The following is a 19,367-nucleotide window of genomic DNA, read 5'->3' as shown; positions in this document are numbered from 1 at the left end:
GGCTTGGATGTCCAAAACAAACTTTCGCAAAAATAGCGACTCCCCGGTTATATTACTGATTATAATTGTGCAGCCTTGACCCATTTTTGATGGCAATAAAATCCCCGGAACTGCTGAATCATAAAGACCTTTGGGTTACTCCGGCTGATGTCATTAAGCATGTCGTTGAACAAGATGTCGTAACAAGCAAGCGTCTTATTCCATCTCCAAAATGGGCTCTTAAGTTGTTAAGGAAGAAGTCTAGGAATCACGGGGATATTTCTGAAAGTATAAAAGCGATAATCAAGGTGTTTTAGAATTGGTTGGTGATATTGAGGATGAGTTCGACTGGTTTTTGCATCAACATATACCGATTATTTGTATGAGAAGGCATTAATTAGTAAGAAACAGTGGAAGAAATACAGGCAATATCTTGATGAAAGGGCCCCTGAAACAAAATCACTCTGGGTGACTACAAGTCACCTGAAAATACTCTAATGACAGTCAATGGGAAATGGTGCTCTCACCATCAGTGGGCAAGATATCATTTCGAGTTATGCTTGCTGCACACATGCTAAAAGATGATAATCGACAGTATTTTACCGAAAATGAACTTCGTTTATCAGATATCAAATTGGACTTCGATATAAAAGCCAATCGGTAAGTCTTAATTACTGGACAATTTATGCAGCTAAAATACTTACTCCTTATGATAGGTACACTAAAGACTTGTCTTGGCAATGGCAATTAGGGATAAAAGAAATAGGGCTTTCTTCAAGCGAAGAAGACCATTTTGTCGATATTACAGGAGGGGTGGGTGTTGGTTATGACTTGCATTCGGATGTCAATGCCTATGCATTATTGAACGCAGGTGTTTGGGCGAATCTTGCTAACTTTGAACCATTTTGCAACCAGAAGGGGGGGTGATAGTTAAGGAGATCTGGGATATGAAAACGATATTAAGAATTAAGTATACTAGGCCTTTAACTTTGATGCTAGAACAGGCTGGGCGTTAACCCAAGGTTACTATGCGAATAAAAGTACTAGTATTTTTTCAAACTAAAACACGTCGATTATGCTCATTCTAAAGCAGAAACAAAATTTGAGTTGTCGGTAGCTAGGTATTTCTAGTAATTATCATGGACTACTATCAAGTATTGTTTTCTGTGAATTAGAATGATGACCTCCCTGTTACCCAACTTTCTTGTATTTTTACCTCATCTCTTTCACGGCTGTCTCTTTAAAAATCCTGTTATGTGCTTGTTTGGTAGGGCGGGGCTCAAAATGGGGTAATTGTTAAAGACGATAAAAGTGTTGTTAGCGGGATTGTGGGAAGTCCAGACGAAAAAGGTAGCTGATAGCTGTATTAATAAATGTAGGCTTATCACAGATGAGGTTCTGGTAATGTCTAACCAGTATGCTTTGAATAGTATGAAAGGGTCTATGTCATTTCTAGACCTAATCACTAACATTAACAATGGTGCATGTGCTGGAGTGTGACGCCTTATTAAGGCTAATTGTGTGTGATATCACAATACTAAGGAGACTTTAAGTTACTTGAAAGCTGTTCGTAGCCGTGTGTTTGCCAGTGTGTTGTGTCTACATGTGGATAAAAAATGCCTCACACCATCTCCAGTGTAAGGCATTGAATTATTTGTGGGCCTACTTGGACTCGAACCAAGGACCAAGGGATTATGAGTCCCCTGCTCTAACCAACTGAGCTATAGGCCCAATTTGAGATCGCTCTCTTTGGGACGGTTAACTTTGCTATCGATGCTCTGTTGGAGTGAGAAGGACAGATGCATGCTTTTCTGGGCTTTCCAGAAGTTTACCGCCGGCAGAATTATACCTGACAACTCATTAGGAGCAATCATGTGTGAGTGCTTGAATCTTGATGAGTGAGTTTCGCATTGTGCGGATGAAGGCTGTTACTTGCGGCTTTCTCGGACTGTTTTGAGGACCTCGTCGGTTAGGTTGCCAAAAAGAGGTTTCCCGCTTGCGAGCTGGTAAGTGTCGGCACTGCCGCGAAAATTGACTTCAAGAAATATCGGCTCACTCTGCGGGCTGATCGAGAAGTCCCAAGAGACGATGTCGAAGTGGAAGATTTGACTGTGTAGTTCGACGGCAAGTTCGCATAGCTGTGGATAGTTGGGAATAGTGATCTGGTTGGAAAATTCGTAGCCGCTGGTTGGGTGTACGCAGTAGGCCGTCCCTTTCTTATCAAAGGCTGTCTTGTGAGTCTCTCCATTTCGGTCTATACCGCAAAAGATGCCGCCATTGCTGGCATTGTCAAAGATGTTTCCGTCGATGCCAAATCTGAGTATCGAGAGGAGAATGTGGATTTCATCTTGCCAACGGAAGCTGACGATCCTGATGGTGTTGACTGAGCTTGGGTGGGGTTTGGCGATTAGAGGGTGTTGAGTGATCTTTTCCTGGACGATGTAGTTATTACCAAAATGGTTTTCGAGATCTGTGAAAGGGGTGGTTTCCCCGTCGATCTCCAGGCAACCGTTGTGACTCTCTAATAGATGAATGTTGTCACCGTTGTCGGTACGGCTGCCCTTGATGATCTGTGGTTGTGAGGCATCGATGAGCCTTTGATGGGCGGCTGATGAGGTGAGTGGTTGGTTGTCTGCATCGTAGTAGTGACCATGCATACGTTTTATCAGGGTGGCGGGCGACTGTGTGATGCTGAGAAACGAGTCGCTGAGATTTTTATCAAGATAGGTGGGGCGTAGGGTGAGATCATTAAAGAAGGGCATGATCTCCTCCCACCAGTTGTAGCTAGGTACAAAGCGAACGTCTCTGTGTTTGAGTCTCTTGTCGTAGAGTGTGTGCCAGAGGGGGTGGACAGAACGGCCGTAGTGCTTGTGCCAATAGTGGTTGATCTCGGCTGCATACTGTTCGTCGCAGGCTGCGGGGTCGAGTCCATATCTCTCGGCGCCCTCTTGTACGTGTTTACGCTGTTTCCGTCGACGACGCCGATTCTGTTTGTTGAATCTCTGTAGAAGGCGTTTTGCAAAAGAGGGCAGTGTGGTCACGGGTTGTTGTTACCTATTTCCAGTCGAGGGTGGCACGATCTTGCTGTATTTGTGTGGCCTGGCTTGTCTCTTATGCGCATAAAAAAAGCCCGCCGAAGCGAGCTTTCTTAGGTGCCAGGTGTTTGTCTACTCCATCTCGAGGAAGCTGCGTAGTACCTCTGAACGGGTAGGATGACGCAGTTTGCGCAATGCCTTCGCCTCGATCTGACGAATACGCTCACGGGTAACGTCAAACTGCTTGCCAACCTCCTCAAGGGTGTGGTCGGTATTCATATCGATACCGAAACGCATGCGCAGCACCTTAGCCTCACGTGGGGTCAGGCCAGAGAGGATGCCCTGGGTCGCTTCACGCAGCCCCTCGGAGGTGGCGGCATCAGAGGGCGAGAGGATGTTCTGATCCTCAATGAAGTCGCCCAGGTGTGAGTCTTCATCATCACCGATCGGGGTCTCCATTGAGATCGGCTCCTTGGCGATCTTCAGTACCTTGCGGATCTTGTCCTCAGGCATGTCCATGCGCTCGGCCAGCTCCTCAGGGGTCGCCTCGCGGCCCATCTCCTGCAGCATCTGGCGTGATATGCGGTTGAGCTTGTTGATCGTTTCGATCATGTGTACCGGGATACGGATGGTGCGCGCCTGGTCGGCGATAGAGCGGGTGATCGCCTGACGAATCCACCAGGTGGCGTAGGTAGAGAATTTGTAGCCGCGACGATACTCGAACTTGTCGACCGCTTTCATCAGGCCGATGTTGCCCTCCTGGATCAGATCGAGGAACTGCAGGCCGCGGTTGGTGTACTTCTTGGCGATGGAGATAACCAGACGCAGGTTAGCCTCAACCATCTCCTTCTTGGCACGACGCGCCTTCGCCTCACCGATCGACATCTTGCGGTTGATGCTTTTGATCTGAGCGATGGTCATGCCACTCTCAGTCTGAATTGCGATCAGCTTCTTCTGCGCACGCAGGATGTCACTCTTCATCTGGCCAATCATTGAGGAGTGTTTTCGCTTGGCGCGGATCTGTTTCTCGACCCACTCAAGGTTGGTCTCGTTATCGGGGAAGCTGGTGATAAAGTCCTTGCGTGGCATCTTCGCCTTGTCGACGCAGAGGTTCATTATGTGGCGTTCATGGGTGCGGATTCGCTCAATGACATTACGCAGGTTGTGCGACATCTCATCGATAATGCGTGGTATCAGCTTGAGCAGCATGAACTCTTCAGCCATCTGCAGGCGCAGCTTCTCGGTCTTGGGATCCTCGGTGCCGTCCTTCTCTGCTGCCTTCATGGTGCGGTTGTAGAGGCTTTTCAGCTTCTTGTAGCGGGCGCGCGCCTCATCTGGATCGGGGCCGGTATCCTCAACGACTTCATCGTCATCTGAATCATCTTTGTTTGCGCCGCTGTTAACCTGTGCGGGTGTTGGAACCTCGTCGCTCTCGTTGGGATCGACATAGCCGGAGATGATGTCGGTAAGGCGAATGTCTTCGGAAACGAACTTCTCAAACTCACGTAACAGGATCGCGGGTGAGGCGGGGTAGCTGGCCAGTGAATAGAGTGCCTGGTTGAGGCCAGCCTCGATACGCTTGGCGATCTTGATCTCGCCCTCACGGGTCAGCAGCTCAACAGTACCCATTTCACGCATATACATGCGCACAGGGTCGGTGGTGCGACCAGTTTCACTATCGACCGTCGCGGTGAGAACTGCGAGTGCCTCGGCGGTCTCATCTTCGTCTTCACTGCCAGTGCCAGCTGCACTGTCGGTCATAATCAGGGTGTCGGCATCGGGTGCAACCTCATGCACGCGAATGCCCATATCATTAATCATGCTGATGATATCTTCGATCTGCTCAGGCTGAACGATTTCATTCGGCAGGTGGTCATTCACCTCGGCATAGGTGAGGTAACCCTGCTCCTTGCCCTTAGCGATAAGTAGTTTGAGTTGTGATTGCTGATCTTGGCTTGAAAGGTCGACTGACATTTGGCGAATGACTCGAAATTAATTAACGTTAAACAGAACCGCGCACTATAGCATATGGGGCTTATTTTGCCACTTTTAAAGTACTACTTTAGTGCTACTTATGGCGAGCAGCCTTCTCTCTAAATAGTTGTTGAAGCTCATTTTTTTCATCACCACTTAACTCCTGATCACGCTGTTTGTAGAGTAGTGCCTCTCGACGTTGGTCGGCATATTGGCGTTTCAGCCCCTGTAGGGTGTCGAGAAACTCCTGCTCAGCACCCGCTTCCGGCAGGTCGAGTGGTGTGCTGGCCAGCTTATTGAGGTGTCTCCCCTCAGGACGATCGCGCCATCGCTCAAGGATTGCAGCGGTGCTGGAAACGCCGCCACTCTGTACCACGCCGATCAGCTCCTGTAACAGCGGAATGCCCGCCATATCGATCTGCTCCAGTCCGGTTTGATCACCAACCTGGTTGGCAAGTTCCGGGCGCAGCAGCAACAAAGTAATGGCGTGGCGCACCATTGAAGGCGATTGATTGCCACCACGGTCTGCTTTGGGTCTGATTTTTGTTTCGGTGCGGCGCTGAGGGCCACTTCCACTCTCCCCACCAATCATAGACGCCAGCTGTGCGCTGTCTATACCGCTGAGTCGTGCCAGTCGTTCCTGCATCAGGTGGTGGAACACCCCTTTAGGCAGCTTGGCGAGCAGCGGCTTGGCGATCTCGACAAGTCGGGCGCGCCCCTCTACCCGTTTCATGTCGACCTCCTGCAGTAGCTTGTCGTAGAGGTAGTCGGAGAGGTTCAAGGCGTTGCTGATGCGTACCTCAAACGCCTCTTTTCCTTCCTGGCGAATCAGGGTGTCGGGATCCTCACCGTCGGGAAGGAAGAGGAAGCGTGCCTCGCGCCCCTCCTGCATCACCGGCAGGGCGTTCTCCAGTGCACGCCAGGCCGCTTCGCGTCCGGCGCGATCCCCATCGAAGCAGAAGACCACCTCCGGTACCACGCGGTACATCCGTTCCAGATGCTCTTTGGTGGTGGAGGTGCCGAGGGTGGCAACGGCGTAGCGAATATCAAACTGTGCCAGTGCCACTACGTCCATGTATCCCTCAACCACCAGCAGCCGTTCGAGATTTCTCACTGCCTGACGCGCCTCGTAGAGGCCGTAGAGCTCCTGACCCTTGTGGAAGACGGGCGTCTCGGGCGAGTTGAGGTACTTCGGCTTCTCATCGCCAAGGATGCGTCCACCAAAGGCGATGGTGCGTCCGCGTCTATCGCGAATCGGGAACATGATGCGGTCGCGGAAACGGTCGTAGAGACCGCTGCCGTCGTCGCGTTTGATTAGCATGCCACCCTCAAGCAGCAAATTTTTCTGTTCAGCACTGCTACCAAGAGCGTTGATCAGGTTGTCCCAGCCGGGTGCGGCATAACCGATGCCAAAATCACGTGCCACCTCGCCACTTAGGCCGCGCTGTTTGAGATAGCTAACGGCGCGCTCTGACTGTTGATGTTCGCGTAGTTGGTGCTGAAAATGTTCACTGCACTGCAACATCAGATCGTAGAGTGGTTGATGGCTGCGGGTCGGCTGGTTATCGCCTGCCTCGCGCGGCACCTCGAGTCCGATCTGCGATGCTAGAGTCTCGATCGCATCGACGAACTCCATATGTTCATAGTCCATCAAAAAGCCGATGGCGGTGCCGTGTGCGCCACAGCCGAAACAGTGGTAGAACTGCTTTTCTGGGCTGACGGTAAAGGAGGGTGTCTTCTCGTTGTGGAAGGGACAGCAGGCAGTGAAATCGCGGCCCGCCTTCTTCAGCGGCACACGTGTGTCGATCACATCGACTATATCGACACGATTAACCAGTTCATCAATGAAGTGTTGTGGGATCAGGCCTGCCATGGTCTCAAAGAGATGCGCAAGTTTGCGGTCGCTGGCAGATTACCACAGCGTGTGTGTTAGGTGGATTTGGTAAAGCATTGGGGCGGTACCCCGGAATCAGGCGTTTAGACGCGCCTTGATCATGCCGCTGACTGCGCCCATGTCGGCACGACCCTGCATCTGCGGTTTGAGAATGCCCATGACCTTGCCCATGTCTCTGATAGATGCAGCACCGGTCTGCTCGACCGCAGCATTGATCATGTCGTTGATTTCACCATCAGTGAGGGGTTGGGGTAGGAAGGTTTGGATGATCTCGATTTCGGCCGCTTCGATATCGACCAGCTCCTGACGCTTGGCCTTCTGGTACTGGGCAATCGACTCGCGTCGCTGCTTGACCATCTTGTCGAGTACCGCCAGGGTCTGGTTGTCATCGTCATCGTCATCGAGTGAGATACGAGAATCGACCTCAATCTGTTTGATGGCGGCCAGAATCAGGCGGATTGTCGCCAGACGCGACTTATCCCCCGCCCGCATGGCGGTTTTCATCTCCTCAGTAATCTGTAGCTTGAGGGACATAACTTGCGGTACGGGGAGTCGGAGGGATCAGTAGAGGCGAGGACGGCGCAGTGCGTTCTCTTTGAAAGAGCGCTTCATGTGGCGCTTAACAGCAGCAGCCTTCTTGCGCTTACGCTCCTGGGTGGGCTTCTCATAGTACTCGCGGCTGCGGACCTCAGAGAGGATTCCAGCTTTTTCACAGCTGCGCTTGAAGCGACGCATGGCAACTTCAAAGGGCTCGTTTTCTCTTACACGAACGTTTGGCATCGGTTAACACCTAATCCTTAAATATATCGGTTGAATATAAATCATCCGCGCCACCCGGCACGGCGAAAGAGAGCGAATTCTACACATCTTCCCCGCTTATGGCAAAATCACCCTTCTCCGATCAACTAACCGTAGTCCAAAGGCGTGCAAATGATAGTGCTTGGTATCGAAACCTCCTGTGATGAGACGGGTGTGGCGCTCTACTGCTCTGCGCGAGGACTGCTCGGTCATCAGCTCTACAGTCAGGTGGAGATGCACGCCGAGTACGGCGGTGTGGTACCAGAACTCGCTTCACGCGACCATGTGCGCAAGCTGCTGCCGCTACTCGAATCGTTGCTCAGTCAGTGTGAACTCACCCGCGCCGATATTGAGGGTGTCGCCTACACAGCGGGTCCCGGGCTAGTCGGTGCGCTGCTGGTCGGCGCCTCGGTGGGGCGCAGCATCGCCTGGAGTCTCGGTGTGCCGGCGGTGGGAGTGCACCATATGGAGGGGCACCTGCTGGCGCCGATGCTTGAGGCCGAACAGCCCGCCTTCCCGTTTCTGGCGCTACTGGTCTCAGGCGGCCACTCACAGCTGTTTGAGGTGGATGGGGTGGGGCGCTACAAACTGCTCGGTGAAACACTCGACGATGCCGCCGGTGAGGCGTTTGATAAAACCGCCAAGCTGCTTGGGCTCGGCTACCCCGGTGGTCCTGTGCTGGCACAGTGTGCCGAGCGGGGTGACCCGACACGCTTCAGGTTCCCGCGTCCGATGACCGATCGCCCAGGGCTAGACTTCAGTTTTAGTGGCCTCAAGACCTTCGCCCTCAATACCGCACAGAAAAATGGCATCGATACGCAGACCCAGGCCGATATATCACGTTCCTTTCAGGATGCAGTGGTCGATACCTTCGCTATCAAATGCCGTCGCGCCCTGCGCCAAACTGGTATTCCACGCCTGGTGATGGCCGGTGGTGTGAGTGCCAACAAGGCACTACGTGCCCGTCTGGCCGAGCTGGCTGAGGAGGAGGGTGCGCAGATCTTCTATCCGCGCACCGAGTTCTGTACCGATAACGGTGCGATGATCGCCTACGCGGGGTGTCAGCGACTGATGGCTGGTGAGCACGAGCCCGCCGCAATCGGCGCAACGCCACGCTGGCCGATGGATGAGCTGAGCGCGGTTTAGTCCTTCTTGCCGATCTTCGATTCGGTGCCGTTGAGCAGGTTCTGAATGTTGCTGCGATGACGCCAAAATAGGATCGCCGTCATCACGCCACTGGCGATGGTCAGCTCGAGTGAGCCGAGCAGCCAGTAGATGTAGCCGGGTGCCAGCAGGGTGGCGATCAGTGCCGAGAGTGAGGAGATGCGAAACAACTTCGCCATCACCAGCCAGGTGAGAATGGTCAGCCCACCGACCATCCAGTGAATGCCGATCAGCACACCCAGTGCGGTGGCTACACCCTTTCCACCCTTGAACCCAAAGAAGATTGGGTAGAGGTGGCCAAGAAAGGCCGCCAGCGCGGTGAGCGCCAGAACCAGTGCTTCGACACCATATAGATTGGCTGCCAGCACCGGAATCAAACCCTTCAACATGTCTCCTACCAAGGTGATTGCCGCCGCCTTTTTGCCACCGATACGCAGCACATTGGTGGCGCCAGGGTTGTTGGAACCCTCGGTACGTGGATCGGGTAGCCCCATCACCTTGCAGACGATAATGGCGCTGGAGAGTGAGCCGAGCAGGTAGGCGAGCGGGATGAAGAGCTGGTGGAGTTCAATATTCATGGCGGCTATTGGAAACGCTGCGTCGATGTGGGTCAAGCGGTTGGTTATTTAGTAGAGGCTGCTTTACCATCACAGCTGGTTTTGAGGGTCAGACAACAATTTATATGGATACCATCTTCCTGCGCGACCTGCGCATCGACACCGTCATCGGCATCTACGATTGGGAGCGGCGCATCAAGCAGACCGTCAGCTTCGATATTGAGATGGGCGCCGATATACGCCGCGCTGCGGCGAGCGATGACATCAAAGATACGCTCGACTATAAAAGTGTCGCCAAACACCTGATCCAGTTTGTCGGCGAGAGCGAATTCAATCTGGTTGAGACGCTTGCCGAGCGTGTATCGGAGATCGTTCGAGAAGAGTTTGGTGTGCCGTGGGTGCGGGTCACACTGAATAAGGTGGGTGCGGTGCGTGGCGCTGCGGGTGTCGGCATCATCATTGAACGTGGTAGTCGCGACTGAAATGGCGCGCGTCTTTGTCAGTCTCGGTAGCAACATTGAACGAGAGCAGCGTATTCGTGCCGCCGTCAGCGAGATGGCGCGCTGCTTTGGTGAGCTGACCCTCTCCAGGGTCTACGAGAGTGAGGCGGTCGGCTTCGAGGGAGACCTCTTCTACAACTCGGTGGTCGGCTTTGATACCGATATGACGGTAGAGGCGGTGGCTGAGACCCTCGATCGTATTGAGCAGGAGCAGGGTCGACTGCGTGGCTCAAAACGTTTCGCGCCGCGTACCCTCGATCTCGATCTGCTGCTCTATGACGATCTGGTTGTTAATGAGCCGGGCATGCAGCTTCCACGCGGCGAGATCAACGACTACGCATTTGTCCTGCTACCGCTCTCCGAGATCGCCCCCGATCTGCGTCATCCGGTTAGTAAGCAGCGATATGCCGATCTCTGGACCGCCTTTGGCGATCAGGGGCAGCGTCTCTGGCCGGTCGACTTCGAGTTCTCTGGTTGATCTCCCATGTCAGTTCCACCACTCGTTGTCATTGAGTTGTAATATTTCTCTGCTGCAATGGTCAATGTATTAACAGAGTGGCGACAGGCGTGATCAAACATATATTGGTAGTTGAAGATGAGACGGCGATTCGTGAAATGGTTGCCGACACATTGATTCGTAATGGATACGAGTGCAGTGAGGCGGGTGATGCGGAGCAGGCGGTGGCGATGATCGCCGACCGGATGCCCGATCTGGTGCTGCTCGACTGGATGATGCCGGGTATGAGTGGCATCGAGATGTCGCGTCGTCTCAAGCGCGACGATGCAACCCGTGAGTTACCGATCATTCTGCTAACCGCACGTGGCGAGGAGGAGGATAAGGTCAGTGGCCTCGAATCCGGTGCCGATGACTATGTAACCAAACCCTTCTCGACCCGCGAACTGCTGGCACGTATCAAGGCGGTACTGCGCCGTGTCGGTACCCACGAGGATGAGGCGCTGATCGTGGTTGATGGGCTTGAACTCGATCCAGTGGCGCAACGAGTCTCAGTCAATGCGGCTCCGCTCACCCTGGGACCAACCGAATATCGACTGCTGCACTTCTTTATGTCCCACCCCGAGCGTGTCTATAGTCGCAGTCAGCTGCTTGATCGGGTCTGGGGTGGCAACGTCTACATCGAAGAGCGCACCGTCGATGTCCATATCCGTCGTCTGCGTAAGGTGCTCGAGCCCGGTGGTTATGATCGTCTGATTCAGACCGTGCGCGGTTCGGGTTACCGCTTCTCAAATAAGGCCGGTTAACACCATGCGAATTCCCAGCGTTGATCCCCTTATCCGGCCTAAGGTGTAATCTTGGCAAACCGATGGGCGGAGGAGATCTGGCGTCTGGTTGCAGTGATCGTTGTGATGCTGCTGCTGGGGCTGTTGACGGGCGAAACGCTCATGCTGCTACTGCTCACTGTGTCGGGTTATCTGGTCTGGCATCTTCGTCACCTGTATCAGCTTGAGAGGTGGTTTAGGCAGGGTGGAAGCAGTGAACCCCCTGAGGGCGATGGCATCTGGGGCGAGCTGTTTAACGATCTACACCGCATGCGTCAGCGAGATCGTCGCAATCGTCGCAAGATGAAGAAGCTCTTCAAACGCTTTCAGGAGACCACCGCAGCGATGCCCGATGCGATGGTGATCACTGCGGAACAGGGCGAGATTGAGTGGTTCAATGCCGCTGCTAAACGACTACTCGGACTGCACAAACGCGATGCCGGTCAGCGTATCGATAATCTGGTGCGCTACCCTTACTTCACCCACTACATGGCCAGTGGCAACTATAGTGAAACGTTGCAGATGGCCTCTCCAGTCGATGCCAGCAAAACGCTGCGCATTCGTGTGGTTCCCTATGCCAAGAATCAGCGCCTACTGGTGGTTCGTGATGTGACCCGCATCCAGCATCTGGAGCAGATGCGGCGTGATTTTGTTGCCAATATGTCGCATGAGCTGCGTACCCCGCTGACGGTAATAAACGGCTATCTCGAGGCGCTCGAGGATAACGAGGTCTGCATGGCCGAGATGGAGCGGCCGATAAACCGCATGCGCGAGCAGTCATCACGAATGCAGTTAATCGTAAATGACCTGCTATTCCTTTCGCGACTGGAGAATGAGCCTGAGAGTGCCACGCAGCAGGCGGTCGATGTGGCGCAGATGCTCGAGGGTATTAAGGATGAAGCGGAGGCGATGAGCGGTGGCCAGCACACGATTAATCTGCATGCTGATCCGACAGTAACGCTTCAGGGTGATCTGGGTGAGCTGCGTAGCGCCTTTACCAATCTGGTGATCAACGCGGTCAAATACACGCCCGAAGGGGGGAAGATTGAGATTGAATGGTTCGGTGACCATGAGGGGGCGCACTTTGAGATTAAGGATGATGGTGTCGGTATCCCGCGCGAATATATCTCACGTCTGACTGAGCGTTTCTATCGTGTCGACATGGGACGTTCGCGCGATAGTGGTGGTACCGGCCTTGGACTGGCGATCGTTAAACATGTCTTGAACCGCCACGCCGCCGACCTGCATATCGAGAGTACCTTCGGTAAGGGGAGTCGCTTTAACTGTGACTTCCCGCTCGAGCGGATATCTCTCAGTGAGAGCTCATAAGCGATTCTGTAACAAAGCCTTCACGGCGGTTTCATAATTCTGTCATCTTTATTGGTCACTATTCGTCTCAGTAATTAACTGATTAGGAGTAGTGCCTTAATGAATTCTCTCAAGACCCTCAATATCGCTGGTGTCGCGCTCTCAGCTGCGTTGTTTGCCGGTAGCGCCCTGGCTGGTGCCAAGGTCGACTCATCCATCCCTGCATATACCAAGGCAAGCGGTGTCTCAGGCAATCTCTCTAGTGTCGGTTCAGACACCCTGGCCAACCTGATGACCCTGTGGGCCGAGGATTACAAACGTGCCTACCCCAGCGTCAACATCCAGATCCAGGCGGCAGGCTCTTCGACTGCGCCACCTGCACTGACTGAGGGAACCTCAAACCTGGGCCCAATGAGCCGCAAAATGAAGAGCAAGGAGCTCGAGGCATTTGAGAAGAAGCACGGCTACAAGCCGACCCCGATCCGCGTTGCAATTGATGCGCTGGCCGTCTACGTGCACAAGGACAACCCCATCAAGGGTCTGACCATTCCTCAGGTCGATGCGATCTTCTCATTCAACCGCAAGTGCGGTGGCGATACTGATATCGCCAAGTGGGGCGATACCGGCCTTACGGGTGCATGGAAGGGTCGAACTGTTCAGCTCTACGGTCGCAACTCCGTATCGGGCACCTACGGCTACTTCAAGAAGAAGGCGCTCTGTAAGGGTGACTTCAAGAGCACCGTGAACGAGCAGCCCGGTTCAGCCTCAGTGGTTCAGTCTATAACCAGCTCTATCAACGGTATCGGTTACTCAGGTATCGGTTACAAGACCTCGGGTGTGCGTGCCGTGCCTCTGACCAAGAAACCCGGCAAGCCCTTCATTGAAGCTACACCAGAGACGGCGGTAGCCGGAACCTATCCGCTGTCACGTTTTCTCTACGTCTACGTCAACAAACACCCCAACAAGCCGGTTAATCCAATCACCCGTGAGTTCATCAAGCTGGTGCTCTCCAAGCAGGGGCAGCAGGTTGTTGTGAAGGATGGCTACATCCCGTTGCCTGCCAGGGTTGTTGAGCAGGAGCTGGCCAAGCTGAACTAAGTTCTGCGTAGTCAGGATCTAATCACCAGGGATGGTGTTAAAAAGCCCCGCTTTGGCGGGGCTTTTTTGTGCGTGGTCGCCGGATCTCACCGTTGTGGGTGAGATCGTTGTGGAAACTGCAATCAATCGAGAAATAAGACCGTAATAAAGGTGTAACAAAATCGTCATATTGAGCGATTAACATGCCGCCATGTCGAAATCACTCCCACATCAAACAGACATTAACTCGCGCGATAACTGGCGACTGTTTAAGGATCGTCTGGCGCGTAATTTCGTCGGATTTGGCGGTATCAGCGTCATTGTCGCGATTCTGCTAATCGCCTTCTATCTGTTTTATGAAGTGGTGCCACTCTTCTATTCCGCCGAGGTTGAAGAGCCGGTTCACTACACTGTTCCCGGTGCCCACCAAAGTGAGATGCGAACCCTTCATCTAGCGGTTGAAGAGCTGAATGAGCAGGGCGTTCGTTACACCGAGCAGGGAGAGGCGCGCTTTTTCAGTGTGGCAGATGGCAAGGCGGGTAAGGTGGTCGATCTGATCCCCAGTGATCGACGTGTTACCGCCTTTAGTGCTGCCGATGAGGCGACCGGGATGGTCCTCTTTGGTCTCGACGACGGTACGGTGGTGGTGGTCAAACACACCTTCCGCATCACCTTCCCCGAGGGCACGAGAACCATCACGCCAAAGATTGAATTCCCGATGGGTGAGGCACCGATTGAGCTTGCACCGAGTGGTGCTGCGTTGAGCCAGGTTGCGATGCATCTGGAGGAGGAGAGCGCTGCATTTGTCGCCACTACCCAACAAGGAGAGATGCTCTTCAAGCTGCTCGAGGCCGAGGAGTCGATGCTAGATGATGAGCTGAGCTGGAGTGGTGAGAGCAGTGAGATGCCGGCGATTGCCGATCCGGTTGACTATCTGCTGATCGATAAGGATCTGCGTATCGTCTATGCGGCCAGTCGCAAGGGTGAGGTCGGCTTCTACGATGTCAGCGATGCCGAGAGTCCACAGCTACTGCAGCAGACCCATGTAGTACCCGCCGGGGAGCAGATCAGTGCGCTGCGTTTCCTAACCGGCAGCATCTCACTACTGGTTGGCAGCAGTAACGGTGCCATCAGCCAGTGGTTCCCGGTGCGTGATGCACAGAACAACCGCGTGCTTACCCAGATTCGCAGCTTCCAGCTGGGCAGTGCACCGGTTGAGGTGATCGCACCGGAGAGTCGTCGTAAGGGCTTTGCTGCTGCCGATTCAACCGGTCGGGTGGGTATCTTCCACACCACTGCTGAGCGCCGTCTGTTGGTGGCCGAGATCACCGATCAACCGATCAGCCGTCTCGCCTTCTCACCACGTGGTAACGCCTTGATAGCGCAGTCAGGTGAACAACTCCATTTTACGGTGGTGCACAACGAGCACCCCGAGATCTCCTGGTCGTCACTGTGGGGTAAGGTCTGGTACGAGAGCTATGAGGAGCCGAAACATATCTGGCAATCCTCTTCGGCGAGTAACGATTTCGAGCCCAAGTTCAGCCTCACCCCGATCTCCTTCGGTACCCTGAAGGCGGCCTTCTACGCAATGATCTTTGCGGTGCCACTGGCGATCTTCGGTGCCGTCTATACCGCCTATTTTATGGCGCCAGGCATGCGCAAGCTGGTCAAGCCGGGTATTGAGATCATGGAGGCACTGCCGACTGTGATCATCGGCTTCCTCGCTGGTCTGTGGCTGGCCCCTGCGATCGAGGAGAGTCTGGCCAGTATTGCGCTGTTTCTGGTGATGATGCCGTTGGGTATCTTTCTCGCCTCCTACCTCTGGAGTCGACTGCCGGCCGCTATTCGTCAGAGTGTGCCTGAGGGTTGGCAGGCGGCTCTGTTGATGCCGGTGGTGATCTTCTGGGCCTGGCTATCCTTTGTCATCGGTGGCTGGATGGAGGTTGCCCTTTTCGGCGGCAGCATGAGCAGCTGGATCGGCAGTGAGCTGGGTATTCCCTTCGATCAACGTAACTCGGTGGTGGTCGGTCTGGCGATGGGCTTTGCCGTAATCCCGACCATATTCTCGATCGCCGAGGATGCGATCTTCAGCGTGCCCAAACACCTCACCTTCGGTTCACTGGCGCTGGGTGCTACACCGTGGCAGACGATGATTCGCGTTGTTATTCTCACCGCCAGCCCCGGTATCTTCTCGGCGGTAATGATCGGCCTCGGTCGTGCCGTGGGCGAGACGATGATCGTACTGATGGCCACCGGTAATACGCCGGTGATGGACTTCAGTATCTTCCAGGGCATGCGTACCCTCTCGGCCAATATTGCGGTGGAGATGCCCGAATCTGAGGTGCACAGCACCCACTACCGGGTGCTGTTCCTCGCCGCGTTGGTGCTGTTCATGTTCACCTTTGTCTTCAACACGATTGCCGAGCTGGTGCGTCAGCGCCTGCGCCGCAAGTACAGCAACCTGTAAGGGGCCGATGCTATGCACTCAACGGGTTCGCATCTTAAAAACTGGTGGAAGAGCGGTGATCCCTGGGTCTGGATGACCGCTGCGGCGGTGGCCGCCAGCATGATTATGGTCGTCGGTCTGCTAATCCTGATCGCAATTCGAGGTCTGGGCCACTACTGGCCAGCATCAATCCATGAGATGGCTTACCAGGAGTCGGATGGTAAGCAGGTGCGAGTGATCGGTGAGGTCGTCGAGATCGAAAGCGTACTGGCGTCCACCGTGCGTGAGACCGGCTATCCGGTCGACACCTCGATTGAGACAGTTGAGCGCTATCTACTCAAGACTGGTAACCGTGATGTTGATGGTTTCGATTTCCGCTGGTTGGTCAGCTCGGGTGTTAGCAGGGATGAGACACCGGCTGATCTGCTGGCGATGGAGCGTCACGAGTGGGGCAACTACTACGGCTATCTGCGCAGTGTGAAGATCGACGGCAAGGCGGTCGAGGCGGAGGGCGAGGCGCTTTGGACGGTGATGCAGGAGCGCATCGAGCATGCCACGGCACTGCATGAGCAGATCAGGGGGATTGAGAAGCACGATAGTGGTGCGATCAACTATGCGCTGGAGCGTCTGCGCCTGAAGCAGCGAGGGCTGGAGCTGGAGGGTAAGTTGACCGATGAGGCGCTTGCTGAAATGAGCGCGGAACGCGCCAAGCTGGATCAGCGCTACGAGGTGTTAAACGAACAGCTTGGCAAGCTCTATGGGCAGGTTGAGCGCGATAGTCTGGTGCTCGAGGAGCGTGGTGGTCAGCAGATCGAGATGAAGGTCTCGACAGTGGTGCGCGCCTACCGTCCGAACGCGATGTCTCTGCTGCAGAAAATCGGCTTCTACTTTACCAAGCTGTGGGAGTTTGTCAGCGATGAGCCGCGCGAGGCGAACACCGAGGGCGGTATCTTCCCGGCGATCTTCGGCACCGTGATGATGGTGATTCTGATGTCGGTGGTGGTGACCCCGTTTGGTGTCATCGCGGCAGTTTACCTGCGTGAATACGCCAAGCAGGGGCCGATGACTCGTACCATCCGAATCGCAGTGAACAACCTCGCCGGTGTTCCTTCCATCGTCTACGGTGTCTTCGGTCTCGGCTTCTTCGTCTACTTCCTCGGTGGCAACATCGACGATCTCTTCTTCCCCGAGGCGCAGCCCGCCCCGACCTTTGGTACCCCCGGTATTTTCTGGGCAGCACTGACCTTGGCGATCCTCACCCTGCCGGTGGTGATTGTGGCGACCGAGGAGGGGCTGTCACGTATCCCACGCTCGATCCGTGAGGGTTCGCTGGCACTTGGTGCGACCAAGGCGGAGACGTTGTGGCGTACGGTACTGCCGATGGCAAGTCCGGCGATGATGACCGGCCTGATCCTGGCGGTGGCGCGCGCCGCCGGTGAGGTGGCACCACTGATGCTGGTCGGTGTGGTCAAGCTGGCGCCGACCCTGCCACTCGATGGCAACTTCCCCTTCCTGCACCTGGAACGCAAATTTATGCATCTTGGTTTCCACATCTACGATGTTGGTTTCCAGAGTCCCAATGTTGAGGCGGCGCGACCGCTGGTCTACGCCACCTCACTGCTGCTGGTGGTGGTCATCATCGCCCTGAATCTTGCGGCGATCGCGATACGTAACCACCTGCGCGAGAAGTATCGTGCGCTGGAGAATTAGTAATGGAGAGTGGTATGAGTAGGACCCACGCAGTCGATATCGGCAATATCGATCAGGCCGGTGTCGAGAAGATGAGTCTCGAGAATGAAGATATCAGCATCGAGGTTAAAGACCTCAAGCTCTTCTACGGTGAGAACCAGGCGCTGCACGGCATCAATCTGCAGGTTCCTCGCAATCGCGTCACCGCCTTCATCGGCCCCTCGGGCTGTGGTAAGTCGACCCTGCTGCGCAGCTTTAACCGCATGAATGATCTGGTCGACGGCTGTCGGATCGAGGGTGAGATCCTGCTCGACGGAAACGATATCTACGCCAAGTCGGTCGAGGTCTCGAGCCTGCGTCGTCGTGTCGGCATGGTGTTCCAGAAGCCCAACCCCTTCCCCAAGTCGATCTATGAGAACGTCGCCTATGGGCTGCGCCTGATGGGTGAGAAGAATCGCCGCGTGCTCGACGAGACGGTGGAGAAGGCACTCAAGGGTGCGGCGCTGTGGGGCGAGGTGAAGGATCGGCTGCAGGATAACGCGCTTGGCCTCTCTGGCGGTCAGCAGCAGCGTCTGGTCATCGCCCGTGCCATCGCCATCGAACCTGAGGTGCTGCTGCTCGATGAGCCCGCCTCGGCTCTCGATCCGATCTCGACGCTGAAGATTGAGGAGCTGATCTACGAGCTCAAGGATCGTTATACGATCTTGATCGTTACCCACAATATGCAGCAGGCGGCACGTGTCTCTGACTACACGGCCTTTATGTATATGGGGGAGTTGATCGAGTACGGCAGCACCAATACGCTGTTTACCAATCCGGGCAAGAAGAAGACTGAAGACTACATCACGGGTCGTTACGGCTGAGGGAGGGAACGGCAATGGCAAAGAATAGTTCAGGAATGGGTCAACATATCTCGCAGCAGTTTAACGATGAGCTGGAGGATGTGCGTAACCGCGTGCTCAACATGGGCGGTCTGGTCGAGCAGCAGGTTGGTGATGCAATAAAGGCCCTCGATGAGGGCGATACCGGACTCGCTGATCTGGTCATCAAGCGTGATGTGAACGTCAATGCGATGGAGGTGGGGCTTGATGAGGAGTGCAGTACGATCCTTGCCCGCCGTCAGCCTGCGGCATCGGATCTGCGCCTGATCGTGGCGGTGATTAAGACCATCACCGATCTGGAACGTATCGGTGATCAGGCCGAGCGTATTGCCCGCATGTCGATCCAGCTGACCGAGGCCGATAAGAGTCTGACCAAACATGTTGATCTGGTGCATATGGGTACCAAGGTGCGGCAGATGCTACACGAGGCACTCGACTCCTTTGCCCGAATGGATGTTGAGGCCGCCATCGAGGTGGCCAAACAGGATGTGCGTATCGACAAGGAGTATGAGGCGATCACCCGTCAGCTGATTACCTTCATGATGGAAGATCCACGCGATATTACCGTCTCTCTCGATCTGCTCTGGTCGGCACGTGCGCTGGAGCGCGTCGGTGACCACGCCCGCAACATCTGCGAGTACGTGATCTATCTGGTCAAGGGCAAGGATGTGCGCCACATCAGTCTGGAGCAGATGGAGGAGGAGGCGCGTAGCGAGCACTGATCTCTCCGCTTTGTTTGCAGAGTGCGGATCAGTGATGCCCCGGTTTTATGGTGCTATTAAGCGGC

Annotated in this window: 17 protein-coding genes and 1 tRNA gene; 11 read left to right on the top strand and 7 right to left on the bottom strand. The window is 54.6% G+C overall.

What is annotated here, in order from left to right; all coding sequences use genetic code 11:
• Positions 1 to 600 precede the first annotated feature (600 nt).
• Positions 601 to 906 (top strand): DUF7840 domain-containing protein, encoded by a 306-nt coding sequence (locus HUE57_RS20550; RefSeq protein WP_478210011.1) that lies wholly within the window; start codon positions 601 to 603, stop codon positions 904 to 906.
• 730 nt (positions 907 to 1,636) lie between these two features.
• Here HUE57_RS20550 and HUE57_RS00785 read toward each other — a convergent pair.
• The 6 genes from HUE57_RS00785 to rpsU all read right to left on the bottom strand — a co-directional run bounded on the left by HUE57_RS00785 (position 1,637) and on the right by rpsU (position 7,662).
• Positions 1,637 to 1,710: transfer RNA gene (locus tag HUE57_RS00785), tRNA-Ile, on the bottom strand.
• Positions 1,711 to 1,907: 197 nt separating this feature from the next.
• Positions 1,908 to 2,741, bottom strand: a complete 834-nt coding sequence (locus tag HUE57_RS00780) for a sugar-transfer associated ATP-grasp domain-containing protein (RefSeq protein WP_174672524.1) — start codon at positions 2,739 to 2,741, stop codon at positions 1,908 to 1,910.
• Between the two features lie 405 nt (positions 2,742 to 3,146).
• A complete protein-coding gene (gene rpoD, locus HUE57_RS00775) occupies positions 3,147 to 4,988 on the bottom strand; it encodes an RNA polymerase sigma factor RpoD (protein ID WP_078484039.1) in 1,842 nt (613 codons plus the stop codon).
• Between the two features lie 94 nt (positions 4,989 to 5,082).
• Positions 5,083 to 6,861 carry a DNA primase gene (dnaG, locus tag HUE57_RS00770; RefSeq protein WP_078484040.1) on the bottom strand — a complete coding sequence of 593 codons (1,779 nt, stop codon included), beginning with the start codon at positions 6,859 to 6,861 and terminating at the stop codon, positions 5,083 to 5,085.
• Positions 6,862 to 6,957: 96 nt separating this feature from the next.
• On the bottom strand, positions 6,958 to 7,416 hold the full coding sequence (locus HUE57_RS00765; protein ID WP_078484041.1) for a GatB/YqeY domain-containing protein: 459 nt from the start codon (positions 7,414 to 7,416) through the stop codon (positions 6,958 to 6,960).
• 27 nt (positions 7,417 to 7,443) lie between these two features.
• Positions 7,444 to 7,662, bottom strand: coding sequence for a 30S ribosomal protein S21 (gene rpsU, locus HUE57_RS00760; RefSeq protein WP_078484042.1), 219 nt, complete (start codon positions 7,660 to 7,662; stop codon positions 7,444 to 7,446).
• Between the two features lie 150 nt (positions 7,663 to 7,812).
• On the opposite strand from rpsU, the gene tsaD reads away from it, so the two are divergent.
• Positions 7,813 to 8,826: a tRNA (adenosine(37)-N6)-threonylcarbamoyltransferase complex transferase subunit TsaD gene (tsaD, locus tag HUE57_RS00755; protein WP_078484043.1), complete on the top strand. Its 1,014-nt coding sequence runs from the start codon at positions 7,813 to 7,815 to the stop codon at positions 8,824 to 8,826.
• Here the strand turns inward: tsaD and plsY are convergent.
• Positions 8,823 to 9,422: a glycerol-3-phosphate 1-O-acyltransferase PlsY gene (gene plsY / locus HUE57_RS00750; protein ID WP_078484044.1), complete on the bottom strand. Its 600-nt coding sequence runs from the start codon at positions 9,420 to 9,422 to the stop codon at positions 8,823 to 8,825. The genes tsaD and plsY overlap by 4 nt on opposite strands.
• Positions 9,423 to 9,526: 104 nt before the next feature.
• Here plsY and folB point away from each other — a divergent pair, with 104 nt between their 5' ends.
• From folB to phoU, 9 genes are all read left to right on the top strand, one after another.
• The gene (gene folB, locus HUE57_RS00745) at positions 9,527 to 9,883 is read left to right on the top strand and encodes a dihydroneopterin aldolase (RefSeq protein WP_078484045.1); all 357 of its coding nucleotides are present in this window, start codon (positions 9,527 to 9,529) and stop codon (positions 9,881 to 9,883) included.
• A gap of 1 nt (position 9,884) precedes the next feature.
• Positions 9,885 to 10,379 (top strand): 2-amino-4-hydroxy-6-hydroxymethyldihydropteridine diphosphokinase, encoded by a 495-nt coding sequence (gene folK / locus HUE57_RS00740; RefSeq protein ID WP_078484046.1) that lies wholly within the window; start codon positions 9,885 to 9,887, stop codon positions 10,377 to 10,379.
• An 89-nt stretch (positions 10,380 to 10,468) separates the two neighbouring features.
• On the top strand, positions 10,469 to 11,161 hold the full coding sequence (gene phoB, locus HUE57_RS00735) for a phosphate regulon transcriptional regulator PhoB (protein WP_078484047.1): 693 nt from the start codon (positions 10,469 to 10,471) through the stop codon (positions 11,159 to 11,161).
• A 51-nt stretch (positions 11,162 to 11,212) separates the two neighbouring features.
• Positions 11,213 to 12,508, top strand: a complete 1,296-nt coding sequence (gene phoR, locus HUE57_RS00730; protein ID WP_135622274.1) for a phosphate regulon sensor histidine kinase PhoR — start codon at positions 11,213 to 11,215, stop codon at positions 12,506 to 12,508.
• 99 nt (positions 12,509 to 12,607) lie between these two features.
• Positions 12,608 to 13,585: a PstS family phosphate ABC transporter substrate-binding protein gene (locus tag HUE57_RS00725; RefSeq protein ID WP_078484048.1), complete on the top strand. Its 978-nt coding sequence runs from the start codon at positions 12,608 to 12,610 to the stop codon at positions 13,583 to 13,585.
• A 190-nt stretch (positions 13,586 to 13,775) separates the two neighbouring features.
• Positions 13,776 to 16,031 (top strand): ABC transporter permease subunit, encoded by a 2,256-nt coding sequence (locus HUE57_RS00720; RefSeq protein WP_236725705.1) that lies wholly within the window; start codon positions 13,776 to 13,778, stop codon positions 16,029 to 16,031.
• 12 nt (positions 16,032 to 16,043) lie between these two features.
• Positions 16,044 to 17,720 (top strand): phosphate ABC transporter permease PstA, encoded by a 1,677-nt coding sequence (pstA, locus tag HUE57_RS00715; RefSeq protein WP_078484049.1) that lies wholly within the window; start codon positions 16,044 to 16,046, stop codon positions 17,718 to 17,720.
• A 14-nt stretch (positions 17,721 to 17,734) separates the two neighbouring features.
• Positions 17,735 to 18,562 carry a phosphate ABC transporter ATP-binding protein PstB gene (gene pstB / locus HUE57_RS00710; protein ID WP_172840305.1) on the top strand — a complete coding sequence of 276 codons (828 nt, stop codon included), beginning with the start codon at positions 17,735 to 17,737 and terminating at the stop codon, positions 18,560 to 18,562.
• Between the two features lie 14 nt (positions 18,563 to 18,576).
• Positions 18,577 to 19,302: a phosphate signaling complex protein PhoU gene (gene phoU, locus HUE57_RS00705; RefSeq protein ID WP_078484051.1), complete on the top strand. Its 726-nt coding sequence runs from the start codon at positions 18,577 to 18,579 to the stop codon at positions 19,300 to 19,302.
• Positions 19,303 to 19,367: the final 65 nt, after the last annotated feature.

Source organism: Candidatus Reidiella endopervernicosa, assembly GCF_013343005.1.
In the GTDB taxonomy this organism is placed as follows: Bacteria; Pseudomonadota; Gammaproteobacteria.
The sequence above is the reverse complement of the archived record's forward strand: the minus strand, read 5'-3'. Positions and strand labels throughout refer to the sequence as shown.

Coding starts and splice junctions, on each gene's coding strand:
- dnaG (WP_078484040.1), bottom strand. CDS start 6,861: ATGGCAGGCCTGATCCCACAACACTTCATTGATGAACTGGTTAATCGT.
- pstB (WP_172840305.1), top strand. CDS start 17,735: ATGAGTAGGACCCACGCAGTCGATATCGGCAATATCGATCAGGCCGGT.
- HUE57_RS00765 (WP_078484041.1), bottom strand. CDS start 7,416: ATGTCCCTCAAGCTACAGATTACTGAGGAGATGAAAACCGCCATGCGG.
- HUE57_RS00720 (WP_236725705.1), top strand. CDS start 13,776: ATGTCGAAATCACTCCCACATCAAACAGACATTAACTCGCGCGATAAC.
- folK (WP_078484046.1), top strand. CDS start 9,885: ATGGCGCGCGTCTTTGTCAGTCTCGGTAGCAACATTGAACGAGAGCAG.
- pstA (WP_078484049.1), top strand. CDS start 16,044: ATGCACTCAACGGGTTCGCATCTTAAAAACTGGTGGAAGAGCGGTGAT.
- rpoD (WP_078484039.1), bottom strand. CDS start 4,988: ATGTCAGTCGACCTTTCAAGCCAAGATCAGCAATCACAACTCAAACTA.
- plsY (WP_078484044.1), bottom strand. CDS start 9,422: ATGAATATTGAACTCCACCAGCTCTTCATCCCGCTCGCCTACCTGCTC.
- folB (WP_078484045.1), top strand. CDS start 9,527: ATGGATACCATCTTCCTGCGCGACCTGCGCATCGACACCGTCATCGGC.
- HUE57_RS00780 (WP_174672524.1), bottom strand. CDS start 2,741: ATGCCCTTCTTTAATGATCTCACCCTACGCCCCACCTATCTTGATAAA.
- tsaD (WP_078484043.1), top strand. CDS start 7,813: ATGATAGTGCTTGGTATCGAAACCTCCTGTGATGAGACGGGTGTGGCG.
- HUE57_RS00725 (WP_078484048.1), top strand. CDS start 12,608: ATGAATTCTCTCAAGACCCTCAATATCGCTGGTGTCGCGCTCTCAGCT.
- phoU (WP_078484051.1), top strand. CDS start 18,577: ATGGCAAAGAATAGTTCAGGAATGGGTCAACATATCTCGCAGCAGTTT.
- rpsU (WP_078484042.1), bottom strand. CDS start 7,662: ATGCCAAACGTTCGTGTAAGAGAAAACGAGCCCTTTGAAGTTGCCATG.